Source organism: Vibrio tapetis subsp. tapetis, from assembly GCF_900233005.1.
Classification (GTDB): domain Bacteria; phylum Pseudomonadota; class Gammaproteobacteria; order Enterobacterales; family Vibrionaceae; genus Vibrio; species Vibrio tapetis.
The window spans coordinates 1,437,476-1,459,140 of sequence record NZ_LT960611.1 but is presented as its reverse complement, the minus strand read 5'-3'; the positions used below and the strand labels follow the sequence as shown (position 1 = coordinate 1,459,140).

Sequence of the window (21,665 nt, the reverse complement as noted above, 5' to 3'; positions counted from 1 at the left end):
GGGGACGTTTATTAGAGAGAGAGAGGGGGTAAGCAAGATGAACCAATGGCGTTTGGTTCACCTTTTTTGAGTGACGTATTAGGTTACATCGCTTTCATCGCTTGTTCTGCACAGTTGTAAAAATTCTTACTGCCTGCACATTGTTGAAAAACTTTCTCAGGGATATCAACGCCGCTAACAGTTAAGTTAGACATAGCGTGAGACATACTGGTTGATAGAATTAACCCAAGTGATATAGCTGCTAAATACTTCATTATTGTCTCCATTAAATAGAACATTTAACTCGCTTACATCATGATTATAGTTACTTAAATTAATGATTACGTTTAATTTTATAAAATAATTAACTAGTTTCTGTGGTTTCATAAGGTTAGCCATTAACCTTCATAAAAGTAAGTGTTATGACTGTCTGAAAAAGCGATTCAGCTGCATTTCGTACCTAAGTTGGATGATTATTTGATTAAAAACAAATAGATCAGATAATTTCTGTTGTGAAGAATGGCGGATGAGAATGCTTTGATGTGATTATTGGTTATTTTAAGTTATTGTTAATTATATAAATTACACGGTTTGTGTGGTTTTTTTGTCATCTATCACCAAAATCACATCTCACCATTGAATGATTAGGTTCACTGCAATAACCTGCATAAATGTCAGTGTGTGCTAATTAATTTCATTAATTCCAGTATATACAAAAGGATAGGTTAATATAAATAACGGCAGGATAGCGCTTTAATATGGAAATTATAAATAAAATAACATTTAGTCAATCACTGGTAGCTTTAGCTATCACATCGGTTTTAAGTGGATGTGGAGGAGGTGGTAGTGACGACTTTGAGAGTAATAAAGGAGACCTCATTTCAGGGTGCCCAACAAATTTAACGTGTGATTATTTATCTGTAGCTAAAGACTATGATAATCCGCAGCAGGGTAACGTTAATATTTTTTATGGAGTTCACAAAGCCAGAGTGCCTTCTGAGCGCTTAGGTATTTTGGTGTTTAATTTTGGAGGTCCTGGTGGGAGCGCGGTATCCGGAGCATCTTATATGGTTAGTCAATGGCTGCCTTCGACCATTTTGGATAGGTTCGACGTAATTGGTATGGATCCGCGAGGGTCAGGTCAGAGCGCTTTTGCCAAAGAGCTTACAGCTTGTGCCGTCGCTAACGATTGTACTCAGGTAAACAGAGATTTTGCACATTACATGGGTAGTAATAGTGTCGTTAAAGATCTTGATAGCCTACGAGAAGCGCTGGGAGAAGAGAAGTTAAACTTCTTGGGTTATTCATACGGTACTCGATTAGGGTCGCTTTATGCGAATATGTTCCCACAAAATGTTCGGGCGATAGTACTTGATTCCCCAATGCCGCCGAAGTCGAATAATTATATTGATTTAAGAATCGATAATGCAAAAGGCTATGATGCTGTCGCTGATTATAGACTGATCACTCCTGAACGGAAAAAAAGGTTAGAAGCCGTAGCGAATGATATTTACGTTAATGGAGTATATGTCGACAAGTATGGTTCCTCCTTGAGTGTTGATAAAGGTCGTATTCTACTTAGTAAGTTGAGCAGTCGAGACCCGAGCAAAGAGTTCAGTGACATGAAGTCATCTCTTTTCAGCTTCTTAGATAATGACTATCTAAATAATCTGTTAGGTGATCTTAGTATTTCAAATGGGAATAGTCCTACTGACGATGACTATCGTAGTAGTGCGATGTTCCAAACAGTCGTCTGCACCGATGAGCGAGTACCTGTTGAGTCGAATGAAGTGGCTAACTATCAAAATAGCTACCAGCAAGCTTCTGCAATCTATGGGCCAATGAACTATCAAGATACGGCTAGCATGTGCGTAGACTGGCCGGGAGAGCGAGATTCTATTGAGCATGTTGAGCATGTTGAGCGGATGGATCAAGTACTGTCAGGGCAAAAAATACTGGTGATTGGTGGCAAGTATGACCCTGCGACGCCTTATATTTGGGCAGAACAAATGAAACAAAGTTTTGGTACTCTGGCAGTTACCACGACAGTCACAAACCGAGTTGATCACGGCTTTAGTTATTCCGGGATAGATTGTGTTGATAGCCAAACGACAGCTTATTTGCTAGATCCTACACAAACATTATCGGATAAAAGTTGTTTAGGTACATATAGCTCATCATTCAACTTCTTTAATCCAGAGTATCCAGCTAAAACACACCCTGCAAAAACGGTAAGCGGTTTTTAATTTCCTAGTTGTCCGGAAACAATAAAAGCCCTAGCCACATAGGGCTTTTTTAATCGTTTGTTCTTGAAGGTTTTGAGCCTGTAATAGGAAACTTTAAACCGGATCTTAATGGTTAAAAGGTGACAAAACCTTTCAAGTTAAACTATAGAAGTCGACAACATAAAGAGCATCGAAATGGCCTATACCTCACCATTTAGTATAAGTAATGACATCCTGGCTTGCTTTATCTCAACGGTATTGAGATAACAGAATTTGAGAAAAGCAAGAGGGCTAAGAGGTAAAATACCTCTTAGCCCTTTATTTATATGGCGCTCCCGACAGGATTCGAACCTGTGACCTGCCCCTTAGGAGCGTGTTTTTGTAATGTTTCCCAGTGTACCTTAGTGAATTTGAGTGTAACTTAAGCTATTGTTTTTATGGTGATATATTTCTTTGGTTATGTTCACTGTTGTTCTTTGTTGCATAGGTTAGTACAATCAATTTGCTACATATTTGCTACATATTTGCTACACAGGAATCGTGAAATGGCTCTTAAGCAGAAAATAACCAATGCCTCCATCAAGAAGCTCAGTACAGACGAACAGCGTATCAATGATACCGAAGTCAGTGGCTTTCATGCTCGTATATCTCCCAAAGGACATATTAAGTATTACCTTTTTTATCGACTGAATGGCAAACAACGAAATTTTCTGTTGGGGTCGGCATCTTCTTTGACACCTGCGCAAGCTCGTGACTTAGCAAAAGAGCAGGCTGGGCTTGTGGCGAGCGGTAAAGATATTCAGCAGAACAAGCTAGAAACTCGTCAGCGAGAGGCTACGCTAAACCTAAAATTAAACACTTTTTTAGAAAATAAGTACTTACCTTATTTGAACGCTCAAAACCCTAAAACTGCTCACAAGGCGTATAAAAACATCACTAGTAGTTTTGCTTTTCTATTAGACAAAAATATTTCTGATATATCGGCTTGGGATATTCAGCAGTGGGTAGCAGAGAGAAGGAAGATAGGGCGAGCGCCATCAACGTTAACTTACTCGATTGGTAGACTCAAAGCAGCCTTAAACAGAGCTGTTGAGTGGGGCTTAATTGAGTCACATAACCTAAATAAAATCAGAGTGGTACGGGAAGATAACACTCGAATTCGTTACCTAACTTCCGCAGAAGAAACAGTGCTACTTAAGGCTGTTGAAATGAGGGATGAGCAAGTTAGAGCAAAAAGAGTAACCGCAAACCAGCACCGATATGAAAGAAACAAGGCGCTTTATCCAACGTTGGAAGATGTACGCTTTGTTGACTACTTTGAACCTCTCATACTGACAGCGATCAATACTGGTCTTCGGCGTGGAGAATTACTCTCTCTCAAGTGGAGTGATGTTTCATTAGATCACCGCTATCTGACTGTAAAAGCAGAAAATGCCAAATCTAAAAAGAGTAGAACCATACCGTTGAACCATAGTTTATTTACAGCATTACAACTGTGGCATAAGCAGAATACTAAGGCTGTCTATGTGTTTAGTCCCTATAGTGATAAGCCTATAACAGACATAAAAAAACCGTGGATGAGGCTACTTGAACAAGCTGAAATTACGGATTTTAGATTTCACGACTTGAGACATCATTTTGCGAGTAAACTCGTTATGGCTGGCGTGGACTTAAATACAGTTCGAGAGCTATTGGGTCACTCCGATCTAAAAATGACCTTACGTTATGCCCACTTAGCCCCAGAACATAAAGCCGCAGCGGTTAACTTGATCGGTTAAAAGGTGACAAAACCGATCAAGTAACCGATCAAGCTAGCGATCAAGTAACCGATCAAGTTAAGCTATAGCAGCCTACAACATAAAGAGCATCGAAATGGCCTATACCCCACCATTTAGTATAAGTAATGACATCCTGAATATGGTTGTTGAAATCAGCGGTTTACTGGGTCGTTTAGAAGTGACCAACCCTGACTTGCTTTCACCCCAATTGCGCCGAGGTAATCGGATTAAAACTATTCAAGCGTCGTTGGCGATAGAAAATAACACCTTGTCAGTGGAGCAAGTAACGGCCGTGATTGAAGGTAAACGTGTTTTAGGTTTGCCAAGAGAAATTCAGGAAGTAAATAACGCATTCTCAGCTTATGAAAAAATCGCTGATTGGTCTGACACTTCAGTCGATCATTTGTTAAGTGCGCATGGAAACCTGATGTTTGGCTTAGATGAGCAAGCGGGTAGCTTTCGTCGTGGGGGTGTTGGGATATATCGTGGCGAAACATTGATACACATGCCACCACAAGCGAATAGAGTCCCTGTACTGATTGCTGAGCTTATGGATTGGTTAGAGCGAACCGATGTTCACCCATTAATTGCCAGTTGTATCTTTCACTATGAATTTGAATTTATTCATCCTTTTTCTGACGGTAACGGCAGAATGGGGCGGTTATGGCAAACGTTGGTATTAAGTAAATGGCAACCATTATTCGCTTATGTGCCTGTAGAAACCGTAATTAGAGATAAACAGGATGAGTACTATCAAGCTTTAGCGGATTCAGACCGTCTTAGTGAGTCGTCACCATTTATTGGTTTTATGCTAAAAGCCCTCTTGACCGCTTTGAAGCAAATTGATGATAGCCCCGTAGAGCCTTGTAATATTGATGAGCTAGATAACGCAGTCCAGCGTGTTATTAATGTGTTGTCTGAACTTGGTGCGGTCAAGCTTGTCGATTTAATGGCTTCTCTTGAACTCAAACATAGGCCAACTTTTAAAAAAGGCTATTTAGATCCTGCGATAAAGTTAGGGTTAGTGGAGATGTCGAATCCTGATAAACCTCGCAGCCCTAACCAATTGTATCGGTTAACATCGTTGGGTAAAAAAGCAGTCAAACGTTGATAGGTAAGTCATGGAAGATATACGTAAATACATAAGAGTAAACGAAGTCGAAAAACTGACTTCGTTAACGATTGAACAAGTGATGGATGCCGTCGAGCGAGACGGCAACGGTTTGCATGCGTTTATCTCTGAACAGTCACTAGGCATGTTGGATAGGACTGGGAAAGTCCTATTAGGCTTATTTAACTATCAAGGTATGGTTTTGTTAGGGCATAAAGCCACTAAAAAACTGCTAATAGAACAAGAGCCAATCAATGTTAAGCGGTTTGTGGTGGTAGAGCCTGAGCAAGTAAGCCAAATATGGGACTGCCGTAACCACTTTAAAGATAGTCGGTTAGGGTGCTTTGACTCAATAGAGTACTTTTGCGGTAAACCAACCAAGATATTTTATGCTTGTGCGCCTGTTACTGAAGTGTCTGACCATATGGCTGCTATGACAGAAATTGGTAGCCAATCGCAAGAAGAAATGAAGCAGAACTACAGTAACCCTTTTAATATCCTCAGTGATATTTTAAGTACCAAACAAACCAAATTGGGAACTGGCTTCATTGGCTTGAAGCCGCATGATTTAAGGCTTAATAAGGATTGGTTAAACCAAATGTTTGGTATAGAAGCCATATCGCCTAACGGCTTAGTTAATGGCTTAGATTCGGCTTCTTTAAGGCTTGGAAGCCATAAAACAAATGGCTTAAAGCCAAAAATTGAGTCTCACCCTATCAAACAAATCATTTTGTGTGTTCTTGAATCCTTTCCTAACGCAAAGCCGATCGATATTTGGAACAGCATCAAGGCAGATTATCAGTTAGAAGTGAATCGAAGTTACGACAAGGAAGGGGTGATTTCAAGCATGACAAGCGACACTCTATTTTACTTTGGCAAGGACAAAGAAGTAGAAAAGCAGCTCACTTATCTGCATTTCCGAAAGAACCTAGTTTATACCGTTAAAAAGACCTTAAAAGAAACGTCAGCGTAAAGGTCAGCCTAAACGTCAGCTGACGATCCCAATGCCTATTGTGGAACCTTATTAAACAACGAGGGTAAACAATATGCTTCAAAGTACAAAGCGTGTCTATACAGAGCAAGAAACGGCGGAATACATTGGTATGAGCCGTTCTTTTCTTCGCCAAGCTCGAATGGAAGGTCAACGTAAAAACCGCACGATTGCGCCACCATTCATCAAAATAGGTCGTGCTGTTCGCTACCTCAAAGAAGATCTAGATTGTTGGTTAGATAGCCATACAAAGCTCGATCAATTGATGTGTGGGGGTGGTTTCGATGCCTAGCGATAAACAAGCACCTAGCTTTCCTCACGTCAATTATACCGATTCGGGAAAGTCGATTGTTCTTAATACCGCCGATAACCTAAAAGCGCTGCTCGAAAGTGCAGGCTACAAGGCTAAATTTAACAAGATGACTTTAGAGACCGACATTTTTGTCGGCTCCCGTTGCCTTGGTGCGCCTGAAATTGTACGAAGTGAGTTGATATCCTTATCGTCTATTCATGGATTACCTAAGTCGGCCATTGATGATCACTTTAATGCCGTGGCACTTGATAGTAGCTATCACCCTGTAGAAGAGTGGCTAAGCGGGGACTGGGACGGAGTAGCGAGGGTCGATACCGTATTAAGTTGCATTGCTGCTAAAAACCCAGTGGTGGCGAAAATCGTATTAAAGTGCTGGTTAGTTGGGTGTGTGGCTTCACTTGTTAAACCTAACTTTAAATCCAAATTGGTTCCTGTACTGCAAAGCGGCCAGTCGTTTAAGAAAACCGCCTTTGTCGAGCGCGTGGCGAATGTACAGGTCGGTGCTTTTTTGGAAGGGGCAGAGCTAAATCCCGATAACAAAGACAGTGTGTTGTCTGTTATTCGTTCATGGATTGTCGAGTTAGGGGAGTTAGAGCGTTCTACTAAAAACTGCCAAGGCGCACTGAAAGCTTTTATCAGTCGGGCTTGTGACACCGTTCGACCACCCTATGGCAAAACAGATATCAAAAAAGATCGCCAAACTAGCTTGATAGCGACCGTAAACGGAACTGATTTCTTGAAAGATGAAACAGGCAACACGCGCTACGCCGTCATTGAATTGATTGCTGAAACCAAGATGGATTTACTTAATGAGACGCTTGGCTGGCAGTATCAAGAGACAGGGGAGTTAAGCTTAGCTGAGCCCAATAAACTCAAGCAGTTTTGGTTAGAGGTTAAGCACTTATTGGTGAATGAAAACCACGCTTGGATGCTGTCACCAACTGAACAAGCTCTAGTCGCGGCCGAGTCCGAAAAATACGTTGATAAAGGGGTTTGGTACAACACACTGTCTGATCACTTAAACACTTGCGAAGGTAAAGCGCGAGAATGGATGACGACCAAGCAGATTTGTGAGTATTTAAGAATTGATTTTTCTAAAGGTAATGCGGTTGGTAAGGCATTGTCTTTGCTAAATAAAGAAGAAAAAATTGATAAGAAATTACTCAATGGAACAAACCAATACTGCTTTCCTTCTGTTATGCCGTTTTAAAGTCTGGAAGTTGGAAAAGTTGCTCCACTTGCCCCACTTAGTCACTTTTAGGTGGGGTAAGTGGGGTAGGTTTGGTTACTTAGTGCTTTTGAGTTTCCGTCTTGGTGATCACATTGCTTTGGTGGGAGGCTGTAATAACTCGTTTTTGGACAATTCTGTGTTAGTGATTTCACTAAATTAGCAATTCATGGATCACCTGAAGTATTGCAAACTATTTAACTTGATGACCCAATTCACTCTCCACTACACAAAGACCTTTTTCTCTAACATAGCTTTAGTGAGTAAAGTAGATCTAAAGACTGTCCCTTCATTTTTCACGCGATTGACAAGACGAAACATAGAATTATCTAACGTAAAAACCTCACAGTATGGGATAAGAGTCATTTGATGTAGATCACCGATATCTGAATTTTGATGTTTGATCTTATTGGAAGGGTCTTCATCAATATATAGATACCAGAACAGCAACGAAAGAAAACGTACGCTCGAACACAAGCTAGTCCTTTTTAACTTTGACATCCGATATTGAAACAACAAGTCTATTTTTTCACTGGGTACTTCACGCATATCTAGTGAAAGCAAAAATGTTTCTTTTTCTGCTAGTGCGTTGTTTCTGCGATGCTTCTTACCCTTTTTTAGGCTACCTGTATTGATAGCGTGAGAAATAATGTGGTCTACATTATTTAGCCATCCAGATTTTTCATTTTTGTAGCTGAGATCCCATTGTTCTAAGTCTTTGCCTTGTAATACAAATTCAGGGCTACACCTCAAGAGCCCAAGAATAAGCCTTTCACGCTCTTCAGGGTCTATTTCTGTCAAGTCAATCTCAATGGGTAATTCATCTAGTCTATCAAGATAGTTATCAACTTCTGCTTGTTTAACTTTAGCAGGGTCAACAATTACACATGGGATCGATGCATAGAACTTTGCAGCTACTTCTGTTCTATCACCTTGTTGCCAATTGGGGTTGTATAGTTCAGTTAATGAGAGTGAGTTTAGAACCACAACATACCTATTCGACTGAATGTACTCGATTAGAGAAGTTTGAAACTTATCGTCATTCAAACGACCAATGACCCAGTTATCTAAAAAAATGTACTTTCTCAACTGTTACTCCGTTGGTCTAACGAGGCTGTAGAATTTCTCCTCGCCCGTCTCAATTCTGATCCTGCCGCCATTTCATCACGATATGAACTTGAACGCACTAACTCCTTGTGATCTAATCTAAATTATTCGCCACAAGACACGGTTATGCCCAACTTCAAAACCGATTACTCGAACCAAAACATGTTCGTCCCTATCATCATCGATGAACAACTCATCCCCGGAACTATTGAGTATGCGATTTCCCACATTGTCGATAACCACCTCGACCTCTCGCCCTTTGATGCGCACTACCACAACGACAAAAACGGGGCGGCGGCTTATCCACCCTCCATCATGCTTAAGGTTATTTTTTACGCCTATTCCCTCGGCATGTTAACTAGCCGACGCATAGAAAGAGCCTGCATCAACAATGTCACTTTCATGTGCTTATCGGGCGACGAGCGACCACACTTCACCACTATCGCGGCTTTCATCGCACAAATGAAAGACACCATCGAACCACTGTTCACTCAGGTTCTCATGATATGCGATGAACAAGGCCTAATTGGCCATAATATGTTTGCTATTGATGGCTGTAAAATTTCATCCAATGCTAGTAAAGAATGGAGTGGCACACACGAAGAGCTTCTCCGTAAAAAAGAAAAACTACAGCGGGCGAGCCAGCGAATTATCGAGCGTCATCAAAGCCAAGATTCGCTCCCAAATGAAGTTATCGAACAAGACCTAAGACAAAAACAAAAGCTTGATAGCAGCGCCGATAAAATAGGTGCATTTCTGGCGAGCACTCAAGACAAATTGGGCAGCAGTAAAAAACCCGTAAAAAGCAACATCACGGACAATGACAGCGCCAAAATGACCACCTCAAAAGGCACGATTCAAGGTTATAACGGTATCGCCATCACAGATGACAAGCACCAAATTATTTTACACAGCCAAGTGTGGGGAAGCGTTGGTGAGCAGCAAACATTAAAGCCTGCAGTGCTCGCTTTGAAAGAACAATTAGAGAAGCTACCCAACAGCTCAGAGCGCACCACCAAGTTCACCGCAGACAGTGGATTTCACAGTAAAACTAACCTCAAGTTCCTATCTGAGACCCCTTATGATTGTTACATAGCAGACACTGGATTTCGCAGTCGTAATCCACTATTTCAAAACAGTGAAACCTATCAGACCGAGCAAGAGAAAAAACGGAAGAAACGCTCGAAAACAGGTAAAACCTGTTACTCCATTTCTATGTTCGAGTTCAACCAAGACGAAATGACTTGCCGATGCCCTGCAGGAAATATGATGCGACTGAGCAGCAAAAACGCCGTCATCCGTGGGGAGCGTGGTGCTCAGTTTTGTGGATACCTAAACGACTGCAGACAATGCGTGCATCAACCGCTGTGCATGAGAAAACCGCCTGGCAAGCAAGTCGGTCGACAAGTCTTCTTCATCTACAAAAATACCAAAGACTTTGACCACATGCAGGCCATGAAAGACAAGATTGATAGCCCAGAAGGAAGGCGGCAATACAGTAAACGGCTTGGGTGTGTTGAACCTGTTTTTGGTAACATCACCGTCAACAAACAGATGAATCGATTTACGCTAAGAGGACAAGAGAAAGTGAACGCCCAATGGGCGATGTTCAGCATGCTTCACAACATAGAAAAGCTAAGAAATTGCATTATCTAGAGGGTAAAACCTCTCAAATCAACGAAAAATCCAGATTCCCTCTCATCCTGTCGCTCTATCTTTCCTTACTATGGTAAAGGTCGCTATCATCGAGCAGTATTTACGCCGTTGCCAGTAGGATTAATGACGATAAAAACATGGGAAATCGGTGAAAAATCGAGAAATTCTACAGCCTCAACGTGCGATTAAGTGACTGGCCCACTACAAACTCACTAAAACAACCACCTTGAACACTCACATATGAATGCCGAACCGTGTCAATTAATCTCAAACGCTAGCGATGGATTGACTCAAAGCCTGTTGTACGAAGCTTATCCCAATAATGTTGATGTATTGATATACACGCGTGGCGGAGTTGTTCAATATCTGCATCACCTGCAAGTTGTATGATAACGCAGTTATTGCTTTCATAAGCACTTTCTACAATATCGATATTATGCGTATTTCGGAGCATTGCGATCACCTATTTCGGCATTATCCGATCACCTGTTTCGGTTTAAACCGATCGCTCATTCCGCAATAATCCGATCACTTTAGCCCAAACTCCGAAATGGGCGATCGGAATAGCGAAATCACTGATCGGATACTCCGAAACCCTCCCTTTTTCTCTTTTAAATCAACCAGTCGCTATCCTTGTTAGTAGTCGTATACAACTAGGAAGTGATGATGCCAAAAAAGAGAACACCAATGACAAAAATCAAAGAGGTTTACGCCTTAAATTCGAGTGCGGATTGTCACACAGAAATATCGCTTCCTGTCTGAAAATTGGTTGTGCGACCGTATCTGAAATCATCAGTCGTTTTAATCAAAGCCAAATAGGTTGGCCGCTCCCTGATAGTTGTTCAGATACAGAGTTAACCAATGCGCTTTATCACCCAAAAGGAGCGAATAAAGCCAAAGCGATGCCAAACTTCGCTAACTGTTGTACGGAACTAAAAAGAAAAGGCATGACGAAACTGCTGTTGTGGGAAGAATATTACGAGCAATATCAGGAGCGAGCCTACGCTTATACTCAGTTCTGTGAACATTACATGCGTTGGTTAAAGAAGCAGAAGCGTAGCATGCGACAGACCCACATCGCAGGTGACAAGCTGTTCATTGATTACTGTGGCCCAACGATCCCAGTCGTTAACCCTGACACGGGAGAGATCCGTCATGCCCAGGTTTTTGTTGCCACTCTTGGTGCATCCAATTATACCTACGTGGAAGCAAGTGAGAGTCAAAAACTAGAACACTGGCTGGAAGCCCATGCCAATGCCTTCGAACACTTCGGCGGGGTTCCAAGGTTGTTAGTCCCTGATAACCTGCGTTCGGCTGTCACTAAACATGACCGCTATGAACCTCAGCTCAACGATAGTTACCAGAAACTATCTAACCATTACCAGACGGCTGTCATGCCTGCTCGACCATACAAACCTAAAGACAAAGCAAAAGCTGAAAATGCAGTGCTCATTGTTGAGCGTTGGATAATGATGCGACTACGACACAATACCTTCCACACGTTCAAAGAGTTAAACCTAGCCATCCGTGAGCTAATGAATGATTTGAACCAAAGGGAAATGAAACAGCTAGGAGCCAGCCGTCAGGCACTGTTCGAGCAGTTAGATAAACCAGCATTGAGACCACTTCCAATCCAACGCTACATCTATACCGAAACTAAGCGGGCGAAAGTTGGGCCTGACTACCACATAGAGTACAGAAAACATTACTACTCTGTGCCTCACCAGTTAGTGGGACAACATGTTGAACTTGAAGCCACTTCCCGCTTGATACGCATTTATTATCAAGGAAACCTAGTCTCACAACATCCATGTAGCCCAAAAGAACGAGGGATAAGCACTTACCCCGAACACATGCCCAGCAACCATCGGTATCAGAAATGGTCTCCTGAACGATTATTGCGCTGGGGAGAACATATTGGCGCTGCAACTCGTGAAATGGTGAATGTTCAATTGATGAAAAAGGCACACCCTGAACAAGCTTATCGTAGCTGTCTTGGCTTATTGAACCTGAGTAAAAAATACGGTGATGTTCGTCTAGAGCAAGCCTGTAAGGATGCGCTTCTAATCAATAAACCCTATCTTAAGTTCGTCAAAAACTTGTTAGTAAACCATCGGGAAGGCCAACTCTCATCAGAAACTCAAACCACACCCAACATAGAGCACAGCAATGTTCGTGGCCCTGACTTTTACCACTAGGAGTACGTAATGAACCAGATAAATGAACAACTAAAAGCACTTCGCCTTGGTCATGCAGCACAAGCTTTAGAGCAGCAACGTGAGCAGCTATCCACTTACGCAGAGCTAGCGTTCGAAGAAAGGTTAAGCTTACTTCTAGAGAGTGAGTTGCTTAACCGAAACCAAACTAAGATCCAAAGGCTCAAGCGACAAGCCAAGCTCAGAGTAGATGCGCAGGCAAGCCAAATTATTTACAAAGAAGGGCGAGGTCTAATGCGGAGTCAGATGAGTGAACTTCTGACAGGAATCTATCTGCACAAACATCAAAATATCTTGATCACTGGCCCTACAGGAGCAGGAAAAACCTATATCGCTTGCGCTTTATCGGCTCAGGCTTGCGAGCAGCAACATAGCGTTCGATATTACCGTTTGAGTCGCTTACTGGATGATCTAAGTTCAGGCCGTCTTGACGGCACATATCAAAAACAGCTACTGGCACTATCGAAAAAAGGCTTACTCGTCCTAGATGACTGGGGAATGGAAAAGCTCACTCAGGATCATGCAGGTCATTTACTGGAGTTACTTGAAGACAGATATCAGGTCAGCAGCACGATGATGATAAGCCAACTTCCTGTAAAAGAATGGTACAACATGATAGGTAACGCCACGGTTGCTGATGCTGTTTTAGACCGATTAATCCATAACAGCCACCGATTAGAACTAGGAGGGGAATCAATGAGAAAACTGGCGCAATCCGATCAGTTAGAGTAAAACTAGAGGTAGAGAAAAACGGCAGGGTCAGGTGATCGGATTAAACCGAAACGCCCGATCGGAATCGCCGAAATACGCATATTATCAATATCTTCTACGAAAGCAGCTACATGCATAGGGAAATCCTCTTTCTCTGGCATGAAAGGACAATCAGCCTTGATATCGGATTCAGTAATTTCTCTTACACCTAGCTTGAAATTCATTATCTACCTTTGTTTGATGATCCTTCGATACTGTAAGCAACTTACTAGCATAAGGAAAAATAGGTCAAATGAAGATTTAACGAAGTGAGAAGCTAAGCAGAGTAAACTTAGAATGGGGCATAAACGGTTTAGGCAACAAGTAAGGATTTCTTACGAGTTGTCAGTACACTATGGTGTAGAAACAATTCATCAAATGCCCGAAAACTAGGAGCTGGTTAACCTAAATGTTCTCTATATGCCGACACTTCGGAAATGATGAGCAGCCATAAAACTTAGAACCCGCATAGGCACTTTTCGTTGCTGTTCGTATGACTAACTCAGAATTGCATTTTGGGCATATTTTTTTCGTTATGTCGCTGGCTTGTGAAGGACTTTTTTCTTTAGGCTGACTTAGGGCATGTTTGCCGCTTTCTACCATGTTAACCAGTTCATCGCCGCTCACTAACCAAAACCGCTTTCCTTTAGCAAACTGACGAGCCTCACGAGTGAAGTTTCCAGTAGTGACAATGATCATGCGTGCTGCTTGGTTATCCAGCATAACACCGTACATTTCCCTGAGTACTTGAACGCCAACACTTCTGGTTTTCCATTGCTTACACTGGACAAGAGATAGCTCTCCCTCTTTTTTAAGCCAGATATCGACACCACCATCTGCAGCGGGTGAAAGCTGTTGCTTTACCTCATAGCCATTACATTTAAAAAACTCACCCACATAACTTTCAAACTCGATCCAATTCATTGCTTTTAGAGGTTCAGTGCTCTTTTGACGTTTGATTTTTGTTGTGGCGTGTAAGAAGTGTTGTTTTCGATTCCATTGCTTGAAGAAGGCGATCGGGGCAGGGATTAGAAACAGAAAAGTGAAGTAAGGCGCAATCGTTGGCAACTGTGTGGCAATGGCAGTCAGAAAGATATTGCTCTCATCTAGCATCAAAGCGGGCGCAATATAAGTCATACCTAAGTAGGTGGTGATCGCTAGAATGACACTTAACTGCCAAGGGGCATCCATAAGATGCCAAATAATTCCGTCGTTCTTTTTAGCCATAACAGTGATGTGATTGTTGTATTTATATTCATTTAATCACATATCTGACTCATTTTGTTTTGAACACACTAGCAAAAATGAACATTTAGGAATGAGTCGGAAGTGTCATGAGATTGGCTTTAGAAACAAGCATTGGAAGAAAAATAGCAGTGAAAGTGGTGCTGCTACATATTTGCTACACAGAACCTTAAAAAAGCAAAAGGGCTAAGAAGTAAAATACCTCTCAGCCCTTTATTTATATGGCGCTCCCGACAGGATTCGAACCTGTGACCTGCCCCTTAGGAGGGGGCCGCGCTATCCAGCTGTGCCACGGGAGCTCAGCTTTAGATAATACACATCTATCTAATATTGTTAAGCTTTTTATTTATCATCATAAATTTCTTTGTGCATCACATCGCCAATTTGGATACTTTGTGCCAGTGTGGGTTGGTTGATGATCAACTCGGCTTGTTGGTCATAGACTCTATTAACCGTTAACGTAATGGCACTTTTAGAAACACGATTACGCGGAATACCATGTTGGTCAACAAAAGCTCCGGTATGCCAAAGTTGTAATGTGTCGCCTTTTTCGACGCCATGGCGTCTGCCTAGATCGATGGTAACAATGTTGTCTTTTATCGCCACGACTTCAGGTAGCGTGATTTTACAAGATAGCTCGGCTTCTAAGTCCAGCATGATGTTTCGGCTTACTCGAAGCATCATCTCACCATAGGTAGAAGACCAAAAGCGCGCGCCCTTAGTGTCAATTTTACTCGTCTTAGGAAATGGCCAAAGTGCGACTTCTCGATAATTCTTGGTATAAACTTCTGCACCGGTTTTGCCATCAAACACCATTACTTCCATAGCAAACTGACGATTTATTTTGTCATCGGATAGAAATGAGCTTTCAACCGTTGCGGTTAAATCCGTAATGGCACCGCTGACGATGTACTGTGCGCCGTTGTCTTGGGCAATCATTTTGATGACTTCTGGTTGGCGCTTGTCGACGTTATAAGGTGTTGTACCAACAGAAACAAAACTCATGGATTGCTGAGTGAGCTGTCGGTTGATGATTTGGCTATAATCATCGCCTAGGCTGTAAACTGCGCCCATAACGGCTTGTTGTGGTGAAACCATATCGACCTTGCCTATTACAAATGTTTTTTTGTACTGATCAACATGGCAACCTGTTGCCGAAGGGTAGATGTCGAGGCGAACTTTGATCCGCATCTTGCCACCTCGTTTGTCTTCATCGAGCACTCTTATATAGCGGACTTCATGGTTGGTAAACTGATATTCTTCACGGGCTTCTTCAAGGTACGGCATGATATAGCTGATGGTGCCGATGTCTGCGCCTGAAAAATTCATCGCCTTAAAAATGGCGTCTTCAATCGCGTGGATCCTTGCCACTTCTTCTGTAGACACGATTGCAGATGTGCCTTCCACTTCATACCAAGACGCTTTCGCCGTGAATGTAGATAAAAGCGTTAAAAACAGTGCTATAAGGCGTAAATTAATTTTTTTCATGACTCACTTACCATTTGGGTACGTTTATTGCTTAATATTTAGGTAGTAGATTTTGGTGGTGTTTTTCTTTTTCGGCACATTAAGAAAAGCAAGTATTGTTCCAACTTGTAAGTTTACAGTATTTGGAACAATAACACTCAGTAAACCCGGAGATGAAGATAATGAATAAATGGCTTGTAATAGCAATGGCGATGCTTCTGTCATCGTGTGCTTTTTCACCCATCTATAACGGTAAAGATACGTATTCTGGCAGTCGATTTATGCTAATGGATACACCTCGTCATACGATGGACTTCTTTGTAGAAAGCTTAGCTGAAGAGTTAATTCTCTCTAATACCAGCGTTTCTGCTCGAACCCCAATTGCCGTCACCTCATTTGTTGACTTGCAAAATATGGATACAACGAATTGGCTCGGTAACTCAGTTTCTGAAGGTTTTATCCACCAATTCCAGCGTCGTGGTTTTAAAGTTGTGGACTTTAAAACTACAGGGTCTATCCGAGTCACTAATGAAGGTGATTTCGCCTTTAGCAGAGACTGGAAAGAGCTGGCTGAGGAGCAGGATGTTAAGTATGTGCTGACGGGCACAATGTTACGTCAAGATGGCGGTGTGCTTATTAATGCTCGTGTTGTTGGTATGCAAACTCGTATCGTAGTTGCTACCGCACAAGGCTTCTTGCCAGAAGATCGAATTGGTCGTGACTTGGAAACGCTTAATAGTATCCGTACACAAGATGGCGTGTTAATTCGATCTGATCCAACTCTAAAATATCCAAATTCAATTATTTTACGCCCGTAAGAAAGAATTGAGAGAATAGGTGAGAGAAATGAAAAAGTTAATGATGATTGCGTTTGCATTGATTGCTGTTGGTTGCCAGCCGTTAAATAAAGAAGATAACTTATTGATGGCGGTAGGGTATGCAAGCATAAGTGAACAAAAAGGCCGTTCAGTAGAAGAACAACAAGTTAGAGCGATGAGAGCATCTAAAGTTGATGCCTACCGCGAATTGGCCGAACAAGTATATGGGCTTAGAGTTAGTGCCCGTTCTGATATTGAGGATACCCGCTTAGGCCGAGAGCTAACGACAGGATCGGTTGATGGGGTAATTCGAGGTGCACAAGTGCTCCGCAGTTATGCGGTTGGCGATAACTATGTGACTGAGCTAAGTCTCGATATGGACAAAATGGATCGATTTAAAGATTATGGTGATGTTCAGCAAGTGCCAGTTAAGAAGCAGACAACACTATTTTAATCACTTCAGGCTCTGCCTTTGATTAGATAAGCGATACATTAGCTGTTTTGTTGTTCTTTTCATCTCCAGAGAAGCGGCAAAACTCGGCAATAAGCGGCAATCGAATGATTTGCCGCTTTTTTAATATCTTAAGATAAAGTGGCGATAAGCTTTTGTTAGAAAGTAGAAAGTAGAAAGTAGAAAGTAGAAAGTAGGTGAGCGTTAGGCTTTTATGTTAGTGCCTAGCGTTGAGATGGTATGTGTTTGGCCGTCAGCATTATAAGTCATACCGATTTTTCCTCGGCTTTGCTGCATCAAGTTGTTTAATTTATTGAAACTCAGCTGAGCACGCTGTAAAGCTTCACCATTAATGTCATTCATTTGCTGACAATCATGGACGATGGATTGGATGTGCGAGACGCGATCTGAGTATTGTTGAACGGAAGTGAGTTGTTCGATATCTTGATGTTCTGAAATGCGCCGATCAGTTTGTTGAAGCAAACTAATAAGAGCGAGTTTGTCTTTAGCAATGGCTTCGATATCAGTTGCGATACGGTTAGCAATGGCTATTTTTTCTAGCTCGAGCAAATCCGATAAGGACTGAGCATTTTGAACTTGGTATTCAAGTAAACTGGTTAGGCTGGCCATAAGTTATCTTAAAATAGCAGGACTGCAACTATCATTACAGTCCTGCTAGATCGTCTTCATGTTTCATCATGCTTTCGGCAAGCTTTTCCGGATTAACCGTATAAGAGCCATTAGCAATCGCTTCTTTAATAGCTGCAACTTTTGCGCTATCAAAGCTTGGCTCGGAAGCCATAGATTGATGAAGTTGGCCAATCGCTTTGCTTTCTTGGCTTAGCGATACAGCGTCTTTACCGCCTTTAGATTCGGCGACAGAATCAGAACGCGACGTAGCGCTTGAATCTGTACGAGTCTGGGGGCGACTCGTTGCCACCGTTTGTCCGGACCTGAGTTGATCAATGCCTGCCATAGTTTGAACCTTATTCGCAAATGATAGTGAACCTATACAAATGATATCGACAGTCTAAAACAAAACTTTAATATATTTTTGTTCTAATTTTGCTATCACTTGCGTGGTGGTAAACGTGCCTGAATTTCATTAGAAGTTGACTGTTACTTCTGCAATTCCAGTTACTATACCATCAATTATACGACTAGATTTCTTATTTTTCACCCTAACTTGCTCACCGCTTGACCCATCTGACAGCGCGGTTCCTTTTGTTGTGATGACGAGCCCACCTTTCACGGCCTTAATTACCACGGTTTCATTACGGCATACCACACAGATATCACCTTGTTCGATGACATCTCCTTGGCGTACATTTCTTTTAAGTTTAGCGCCAACAACTTGATTCGTTTGATTGAAACCAAATCGACGATAAGCGCGTTGTTCTATCAAAGATATGCTAATATCACTGTTACTGACTAATTCTCCACGCGAGAGTGGTCGTAGTGCAGTAACTAATGGTCTAAGAAGCGATACGCGTACAGGTACATAAATACGCCAATTATCGGCTTCGCATTGGACGAGTACCGTAACATTGGTTGATGAGCGGCTGCTAGAAGGTGATGACGTCGTGAGAGGCTCAGGGCAATCTGTTGCTCTAATACGGCTATCAACATCCGCCGCTGTAACGGACAACTGGTCATTCGCTGCAACTTGGTATGTGCTTAACACGTGATCTTGAGCAGCATATTTGATCATATCCAGTTGCTGTTCTGTTGCTGCACTGCACAAAAGGCTAAAGAAAATTGAACAAAAGCCGATAGATTTAGCAAAATTTCGATAGAAAGCTCTACACTTAGATATAGATTGCATACAGAAAAACACCTTATAATACGTTATTTTGTAATTGTATGTTTTGTAGTCAGTGTTGGGTTAAATACTTTACTAAAAATGCTTGAGATGGAGATGCGCATATGACGGGCATTCTTGATTCAGTGAATCAACGCACGCAACTCGTCGGTCAAAACCGATTAGAGCTATTAACGTTTCGTCTAATGGGACGTCAACGTTATGGCATTAATGTCTTTAAAGTTAAAGAAGTTCTTCAGTGCCCTAAGCTCACTTCTATGCCTAATCTACACCCTTTAGTTAAAGGTGTTGCGCATATTCGTGGTCAAACAGTATCGGTCATTGATTTAAGTTTAGCTACTGGCGGCAGACCAACAACCGACATTGATAAATGTTTTGTTGTTATTTCTGAGTTCAACCGAACTATTCAAGGTTTCTTGGTTACGAAAGTAGAACGTATCATCAATATGCACTGGGAGTCTATTCTTCCTCCACCGGAAGGTGCCGGTAAAGCTCACTACCTAACGGCCGTGACGAATATTGATAACGAGCTAGTTGAAATCCTGGATGTAGAAAAAATCTTGGCTGAAATCTCTCCGGTTGATGAAACCATGAGTGAAGAGCTAAAAGAAGAAATTGCAGAAATTCAAAGCGATAAAAATATTGTCCGAAAAATTCTGATTGCAGATGATTCTACGGTTGCCCGTAAGCAAGTTCAGCGTGCTATTGAATCGATAGGATTTGAAGCCATTGCCGTGAAAGATGGCAAAGAAGCGTATGATAAATTGGTTGAGATGGCAGCTGAAGGCAGTATTTACGAACAGATCTCGCTGGTAATTTCTGACATTGAAATGCCAGAAATGGACGGCTACACTTTAACGGCAGAGATCAGAAGAAACGCCGATATTAAAAACTTACACGTGATCTTACACACTTCGTTAAGTGGTGTATTTAACCAAGCCATGGTAGAGCGTGTAGGGGCAAATGAGTTTATTGCGAAATTCAATCCAGATGAATTGGGTTCAGCAGTAAAAGCCGCGGTAAATAATTAATAGAGAACTGAATGACAGCTATAACTATAAGTGATCAAGAGTATCGCGATTTCAGCCGTTTTCTTGAGTCCCAATGTGGGATTGTCTTGGGAGACAGTAAGCAATATTTGGTTCGAAGCCGATTAAGCCCGCTGGTTAACAAGTTTAAATTAGGTTCATTATCTGATTTGTTACGCGATGTCGTAACAGGGCGAAACCGTGAGTTAAGAGTCGCGGCAGTTGATGCGATGACAACGAACGAAACCTTATGGTTCCGTGATAGCTATCCGTTTGCTGTGTTGTCTGAAAAACTGCTGCCAGAAGTTGCTGCCAACAAAAGACCAATTAAAATTTGGTCTGCGGCGAGCTCTTCAGGCCAAGAACCTTACTCAATCGCCATGACGATTACGGAAACTCAGCAACGTAAGCCGGGTATGCTACCAAATGTAGCGATAACGGCGACCGATATCTCTTCTAGCATGTTAGATATGTGTCGCGCGGGTGTTTACGATAACCTAGCTTTAGGTCGTGGCCTTTCACCGGAGCGCCGTCGCACTTTCTTCGAAGATGCGGGTGATGGCAAGATGAAAGTCAAAGACAACGTAAAGCGTATGGTGAACTTTCGCCCACAAAACTTGATGGACAGCTATGCCTTACTTGGTAAGTTCGACATCATCTTTTGTCGTAACGTGTTAATTTACTTTTCTCCGGATATGAAATCCAAAGTACTGAATCAAATGGCCGGCTGTCTGAACCCTGGTGGATACCTATTATTAGGTGCATCAGAGTCACTGACAGGCTTGACGGACCGTTTTGATATGGTTCGTTGTAATCCAGGCATTATTTACAAGCTGAAAAGTTAGTCAAAAGAGTTTGCTCAACACATTCATCTTTATAGAAGCTAGGTATCTTACCTAGCTTTTTTTCGTCTGAATCTAGACCTCTCGTCATTTTTTCTCTATTCACCTACCTATTGGCTTAATAATTGCTAATAGTCTATGTAGGTATTGAATTGGTTATATGAGAACTTAGTTAAGTTGGCATATAGATTGCATTCTTTATCTTAGGTAAGTCAGTTCTTTTTAGTAGAGGCAATATATGGCTATTTCGTTTGATAAAGCATTAGGGGTTCACCAGCACACGGTGGGCTTACGAGAGCGCAATGCAGAGGTGATTTCTACCAACATTGCTCAATCGAACACGCCTGGCTTTAAAGCGAAAGGCATGGATTTTGATAAATCGTTGCAAGCGGCAAAGTCGGGGGCAAGTTTTGGTCTTAATCGTACCGATGGTCGGCATATTGGTGCCACTACTAATTTTACTGGGGATACTTTGTACCGCATACCAACCCAACCTGATACAGGGGATGGGAACACAGTCGACGTAGATTTGGAGCGTAACTTGTTTATGCAAAACCAAATTCGTCATCAGGCTTCGCTCGATTTCTTAGGCAGTAAGTTTAAGAATTTAACGAAAGCACTAAAAGGGGAGTAATTTA

Annotated in this window: 22 protein-coding genes, 2 tRNA genes and 1 pseudogene; 14 read left to right on the top strand and 11 right to left on the bottom strand. The window is 41.9% G+C overall.

Annotated features, from left to right (window positions below; translation table 11 throughout):
- Positions 1-83: 83 nt before the first annotated feature.
- Positions 84-254 (bottom strand): hypothetical protein, encoded by a 171-nt coding sequence (locus VTAP4600_RS25915; protein ID WP_172443083.1) that lies wholly within the window; start codon positions 252-254, stop codon positions 84-86.
- Between the two features lie 483 nt (positions 255-737).
- Between VTAP4600_RS25915 and VTAP4600_RS06460 the strand changes: the two genes are divergently transcribed.
- Positions 738-2,225, top strand: a complete 1,488-nt coding sequence (locus VTAP4600_RS06460; RefSeq protein WP_102522041.1) for an alpha/beta fold hydrolase — start codon at positions 738-740, stop codon at positions 2,223-2,225.
- A 306-nt stretch (positions 2,226-2,531) separates the two neighbouring features.
- On the opposite strand, the gene VTAP4600_RS25910 is transcribed toward VTAP4600_RS06460, so the two are convergent.
- Positions 2,532-2,604: transfer RNA gene (locus VTAP4600_RS25910), tRNA-OTHER, on the bottom strand.
- A 145-nt stretch (positions 2,605-2,749) separates the two neighbouring features.
- Between VTAP4600_RS25910 and VTAP4600_RS06455 the strand changes: the two genes are divergently transcribed.
- The 5 genes from VTAP4600_RS06455 (at position 2,750) to VTAP4600_RS06435 (ending at position 7,607) form a co-directional block, all read left to right on the top strand.
- Entirely contained in the window at positions 2,750-3,982 is a 1,233-nt protein-coding gene (locus VTAP4600_RS06455) for a site-specific integrase (RefSeq protein ID WP_102522040.1), read from the top strand.
- Between the two features lie 94 nt (positions 3,983-4,076).
- Positions 4,077-5,093, top strand: a complete 1,017-nt coding sequence (locus VTAP4600_RS06450) for a Fic family protein (protein ID WP_102522039.1) — start codon at positions 4,077-4,079, stop codon at positions 5,091-5,093.
- A gap of 10 nt (positions 5,094-5,103) precedes the next feature.
- On the top strand, positions 5,104-6,066 hold the full coding sequence (locus tag VTAP4600_RS06445; RefSeq protein ID WP_102522038.1) for a hypothetical protein: 963 nt from the start codon (positions 5,104-5,106) through the stop codon (positions 6,064-6,066).
- A gap of 73 nt (positions 6,067-6,139) precedes the next feature.
- Positions 6,140-6,376, top strand: a complete 237-nt coding sequence (locus VTAP4600_RS06440; RefSeq protein WP_102522037.1) for a helix-turn-helix transcriptional regulator — start codon at positions 6,140-6,142, stop codon at positions 6,374-6,376.
- On the top strand, positions 6,369-7,607 hold the full coding sequence (locus VTAP4600_RS06435) for a VapE domain-containing protein (RefSeq protein ID WP_102522036.1): 1,239 nt from the start codon (positions 6,369-6,371) through the stop codon (positions 7,605-7,607). Before VTAP4600_RS06440 ends, VTAP4600_RS06435 begins: the two co-directional genes overlap by 8 nt.
- 243 nt (positions 7,608-7,850) lie before the next feature.
- Here VTAP4600_RS06435 and VTAP4600_RS06430 read toward each other — a convergent pair whose 3' ends face one another.
- Entirely contained in the window at positions 7,851-8,714 is an 864-nt protein-coding gene (locus VTAP4600_RS06430; protein WP_102522035.1) for a hypothetical protein, read from the bottom strand.
- A gap of 144 nt (positions 8,715-8,858) precedes the next feature.
- On the opposite strand from VTAP4600_RS06430, the gene VTAP4600_RS06425 reads away from it, so the two are divergent.
- On the top strand, positions 8,859-10,388 hold the full coding sequence (locus VTAP4600_RS06425; protein WP_102522034.1) for a transposase: 1,530 nt from the start codon (positions 8,859-8,861) through the stop codon (positions 10,386-10,388).
- Between the two features lie 274 nt (positions 10,389-10,662).
- Here the strand turns inward: VTAP4600_RS06425 and VTAP4600_RS06420 are convergent, their stop codons facing one another.
- The gene (locus VTAP4600_RS06420) at positions 10,663-10,842 is read right to left on the bottom strand and encodes a hypothetical protein (RefSeq protein ID WP_102522033.1); all 180 of its coding nucleotides are present in this window, start codon (positions 10,840-10,842) and stop codon (positions 10,663-10,665) included.
- A gap of 212 nt (positions 10,843-11,054) precedes the next feature.
- Between VTAP4600_RS06420 and istA the strand changes: the two are divergent.
- Positions 11,055-12,586: pseudogene (istA, locus tag VTAP4600_RS06415) on the top strand (IS21 family transposase).
- 9 nt (positions 12,587-12,595) lie between these two features.
- The gene (gene istB, locus VTAP4600_RS06410) at positions 12,596-13,336 is read left to right on the top strand and encodes an IS21-like element helper ATPase IstB (RefSeq protein WP_012397030.1); all 741 of its coding nucleotides are present in this window, start codon (positions 12,596-12,598) and stop codon (positions 13,334-13,336) included.
- Positions 13,337-13,338: 2 nt separating this feature from the next.
- Here istB and VTAP4600_RS06405 read toward each other — a convergent pair whose 3' ends face one another.
- The 4 genes from VTAP4600_RS06405 to VTAP4600_RS06390 all read right to left on the bottom strand — a co-directional run bounded on the left by VTAP4600_RS06405 (position 13,339) and on the right by VTAP4600_RS06390 (position 16,087).
- The gene (locus tag VTAP4600_RS06405) at positions 13,339-13,539 is read right to left on the bottom strand and encodes a hypothetical protein (RefSeq protein ID WP_102522031.1); all 201 of its coding nucleotides are present in this window, start codon (positions 13,537-13,539) and stop codon (positions 13,339-13,341) included.
- 220 nt (positions 13,540-13,759) lie between these two features.
- Positions 13,760-14,581, bottom strand: coding sequence for a restriction endonuclease (locus VTAP4600_RS06400; RefSeq protein ID WP_102522030.1), 822 nt, complete (start codon positions 14,579-14,581; stop codon positions 13,760-13,762).
- Positions 14,582-14,821: 240 nt separating this feature from the next.
- Positions 14,822-14,898: transfer RNA gene (locus tag VTAP4600_RS06395), tRNA-Arg, on the bottom strand.
- 43 nt (positions 14,899-14,941) lie between these two features.
- Positions 14,942-16,087 carry a flagellar assembly protein FlgT gene (locus tag VTAP4600_RS06390; protein ID WP_102522029.1) on the bottom strand — a complete coding sequence of 382 codons (1,146 nt, stop codon included), beginning with the start codon at positions 16,085-16,087 and terminating at the stop codon, positions 14,942-14,944.
- A 161-nt stretch (positions 16,088-16,248) separates the two neighbouring features.
- On the opposite strand from VTAP4600_RS06390, the gene VTAP4600_RS06385 reads away from it, so the two are divergent.
- Entirely contained in the window at positions 16,249-16,884 is a 636-nt protein-coding gene (locus VTAP4600_RS06385; protein WP_102522028.1) for a FlgO family outer membrane protein, read from the top strand.
- A 28-nt stretch (positions 16,885-16,912) separates the two neighbouring features.
- Complete coding sequence (locus tag VTAP4600_RS06380; protein WP_102522027.1) at positions 16,913-17,338, top strand: LPP20 family lipoprotein; 426 nt, start codon at positions 16,913-16,915, stop codon at positions 17,336-17,338.
- Between the two features lie 201 nt (positions 17,339-17,539).
- On the opposite strand, the gene VTAP4600_RS06375 is transcribed toward VTAP4600_RS06380, so the two are convergent.
- From VTAP4600_RS06375 to flgA, 3 genes are all read right to left on the bottom strand, one after another.
- Positions 17,540-17,965: a flagella synthesis protein FlgN gene (locus VTAP4600_RS06375; protein ID WP_102522026.1), complete on the bottom strand. Its 426-nt coding sequence runs from the start codon at positions 17,963-17,965 to the stop codon at positions 17,540-17,542.
- Positions 17,966-17,999: 34 nt separating this feature from the next.
- On the bottom strand, positions 18,000-18,311 hold the full coding sequence (flgM, locus tag VTAP4600_RS06370; protein ID WP_102522025.1) for a flagellar biosynthesis anti-sigma factor FlgM: 312 nt from the start codon (positions 18,309-18,311) through the stop codon (positions 18,000-18,002).
- Between the two features lie 129 nt (positions 18,312-18,440).
- Entirely contained in the window at positions 18,441-19,160 is a 720-nt protein-coding gene (flgA, locus tag VTAP4600_RS06365) for a flagellar basal body P-ring formation chaperone FlgA (RefSeq protein ID WP_102522024.1), read from the bottom strand.
- Positions 19,161-19,261: 101 nt separating this feature from the next.
- Between flgA and VTAP4600_RS06360 the strand changes: the two genes are divergently transcribed.
- The 3 genes from VTAP4600_RS06360 to flgB all read left to right on the top strand — a co-directional run bounded on the left by VTAP4600_RS06360 (position 19,262) and on the right by flgB (position 21,661).
- A complete protein-coding gene (locus VTAP4600_RS06360; RefSeq protein WP_102522023.1) occupies positions 19,262-20,188 on the top strand; it encodes a chemotaxis protein CheV in 927 nt (308 codons plus the stop codon).
- Between the two features lie 11 nt (positions 20,189-20,199).
- Positions 20,200-21,030 (top strand): protein-glutamate O-methyltransferase, encoded by an 831-nt coding sequence (locus VTAP4600_RS06355; protein ID WP_102522022.1) that lies wholly within the window; start codon positions 20,200-20,202, stop codon positions 21,028-21,030.
- 235 nt (positions 21,031-21,265) lie between these two features.
- On the top strand, positions 21,266-21,661 hold the full coding sequence (gene flgB / locus VTAP4600_RS06350) for a flagellar basal body rod protein FlgB (protein WP_102522021.1): 396 nt from the start codon (positions 21,266-21,268) through the stop codon (positions 21,659-21,661).
- Positions 21,662-21,665 lie beyond the last annotated feature (4 nt).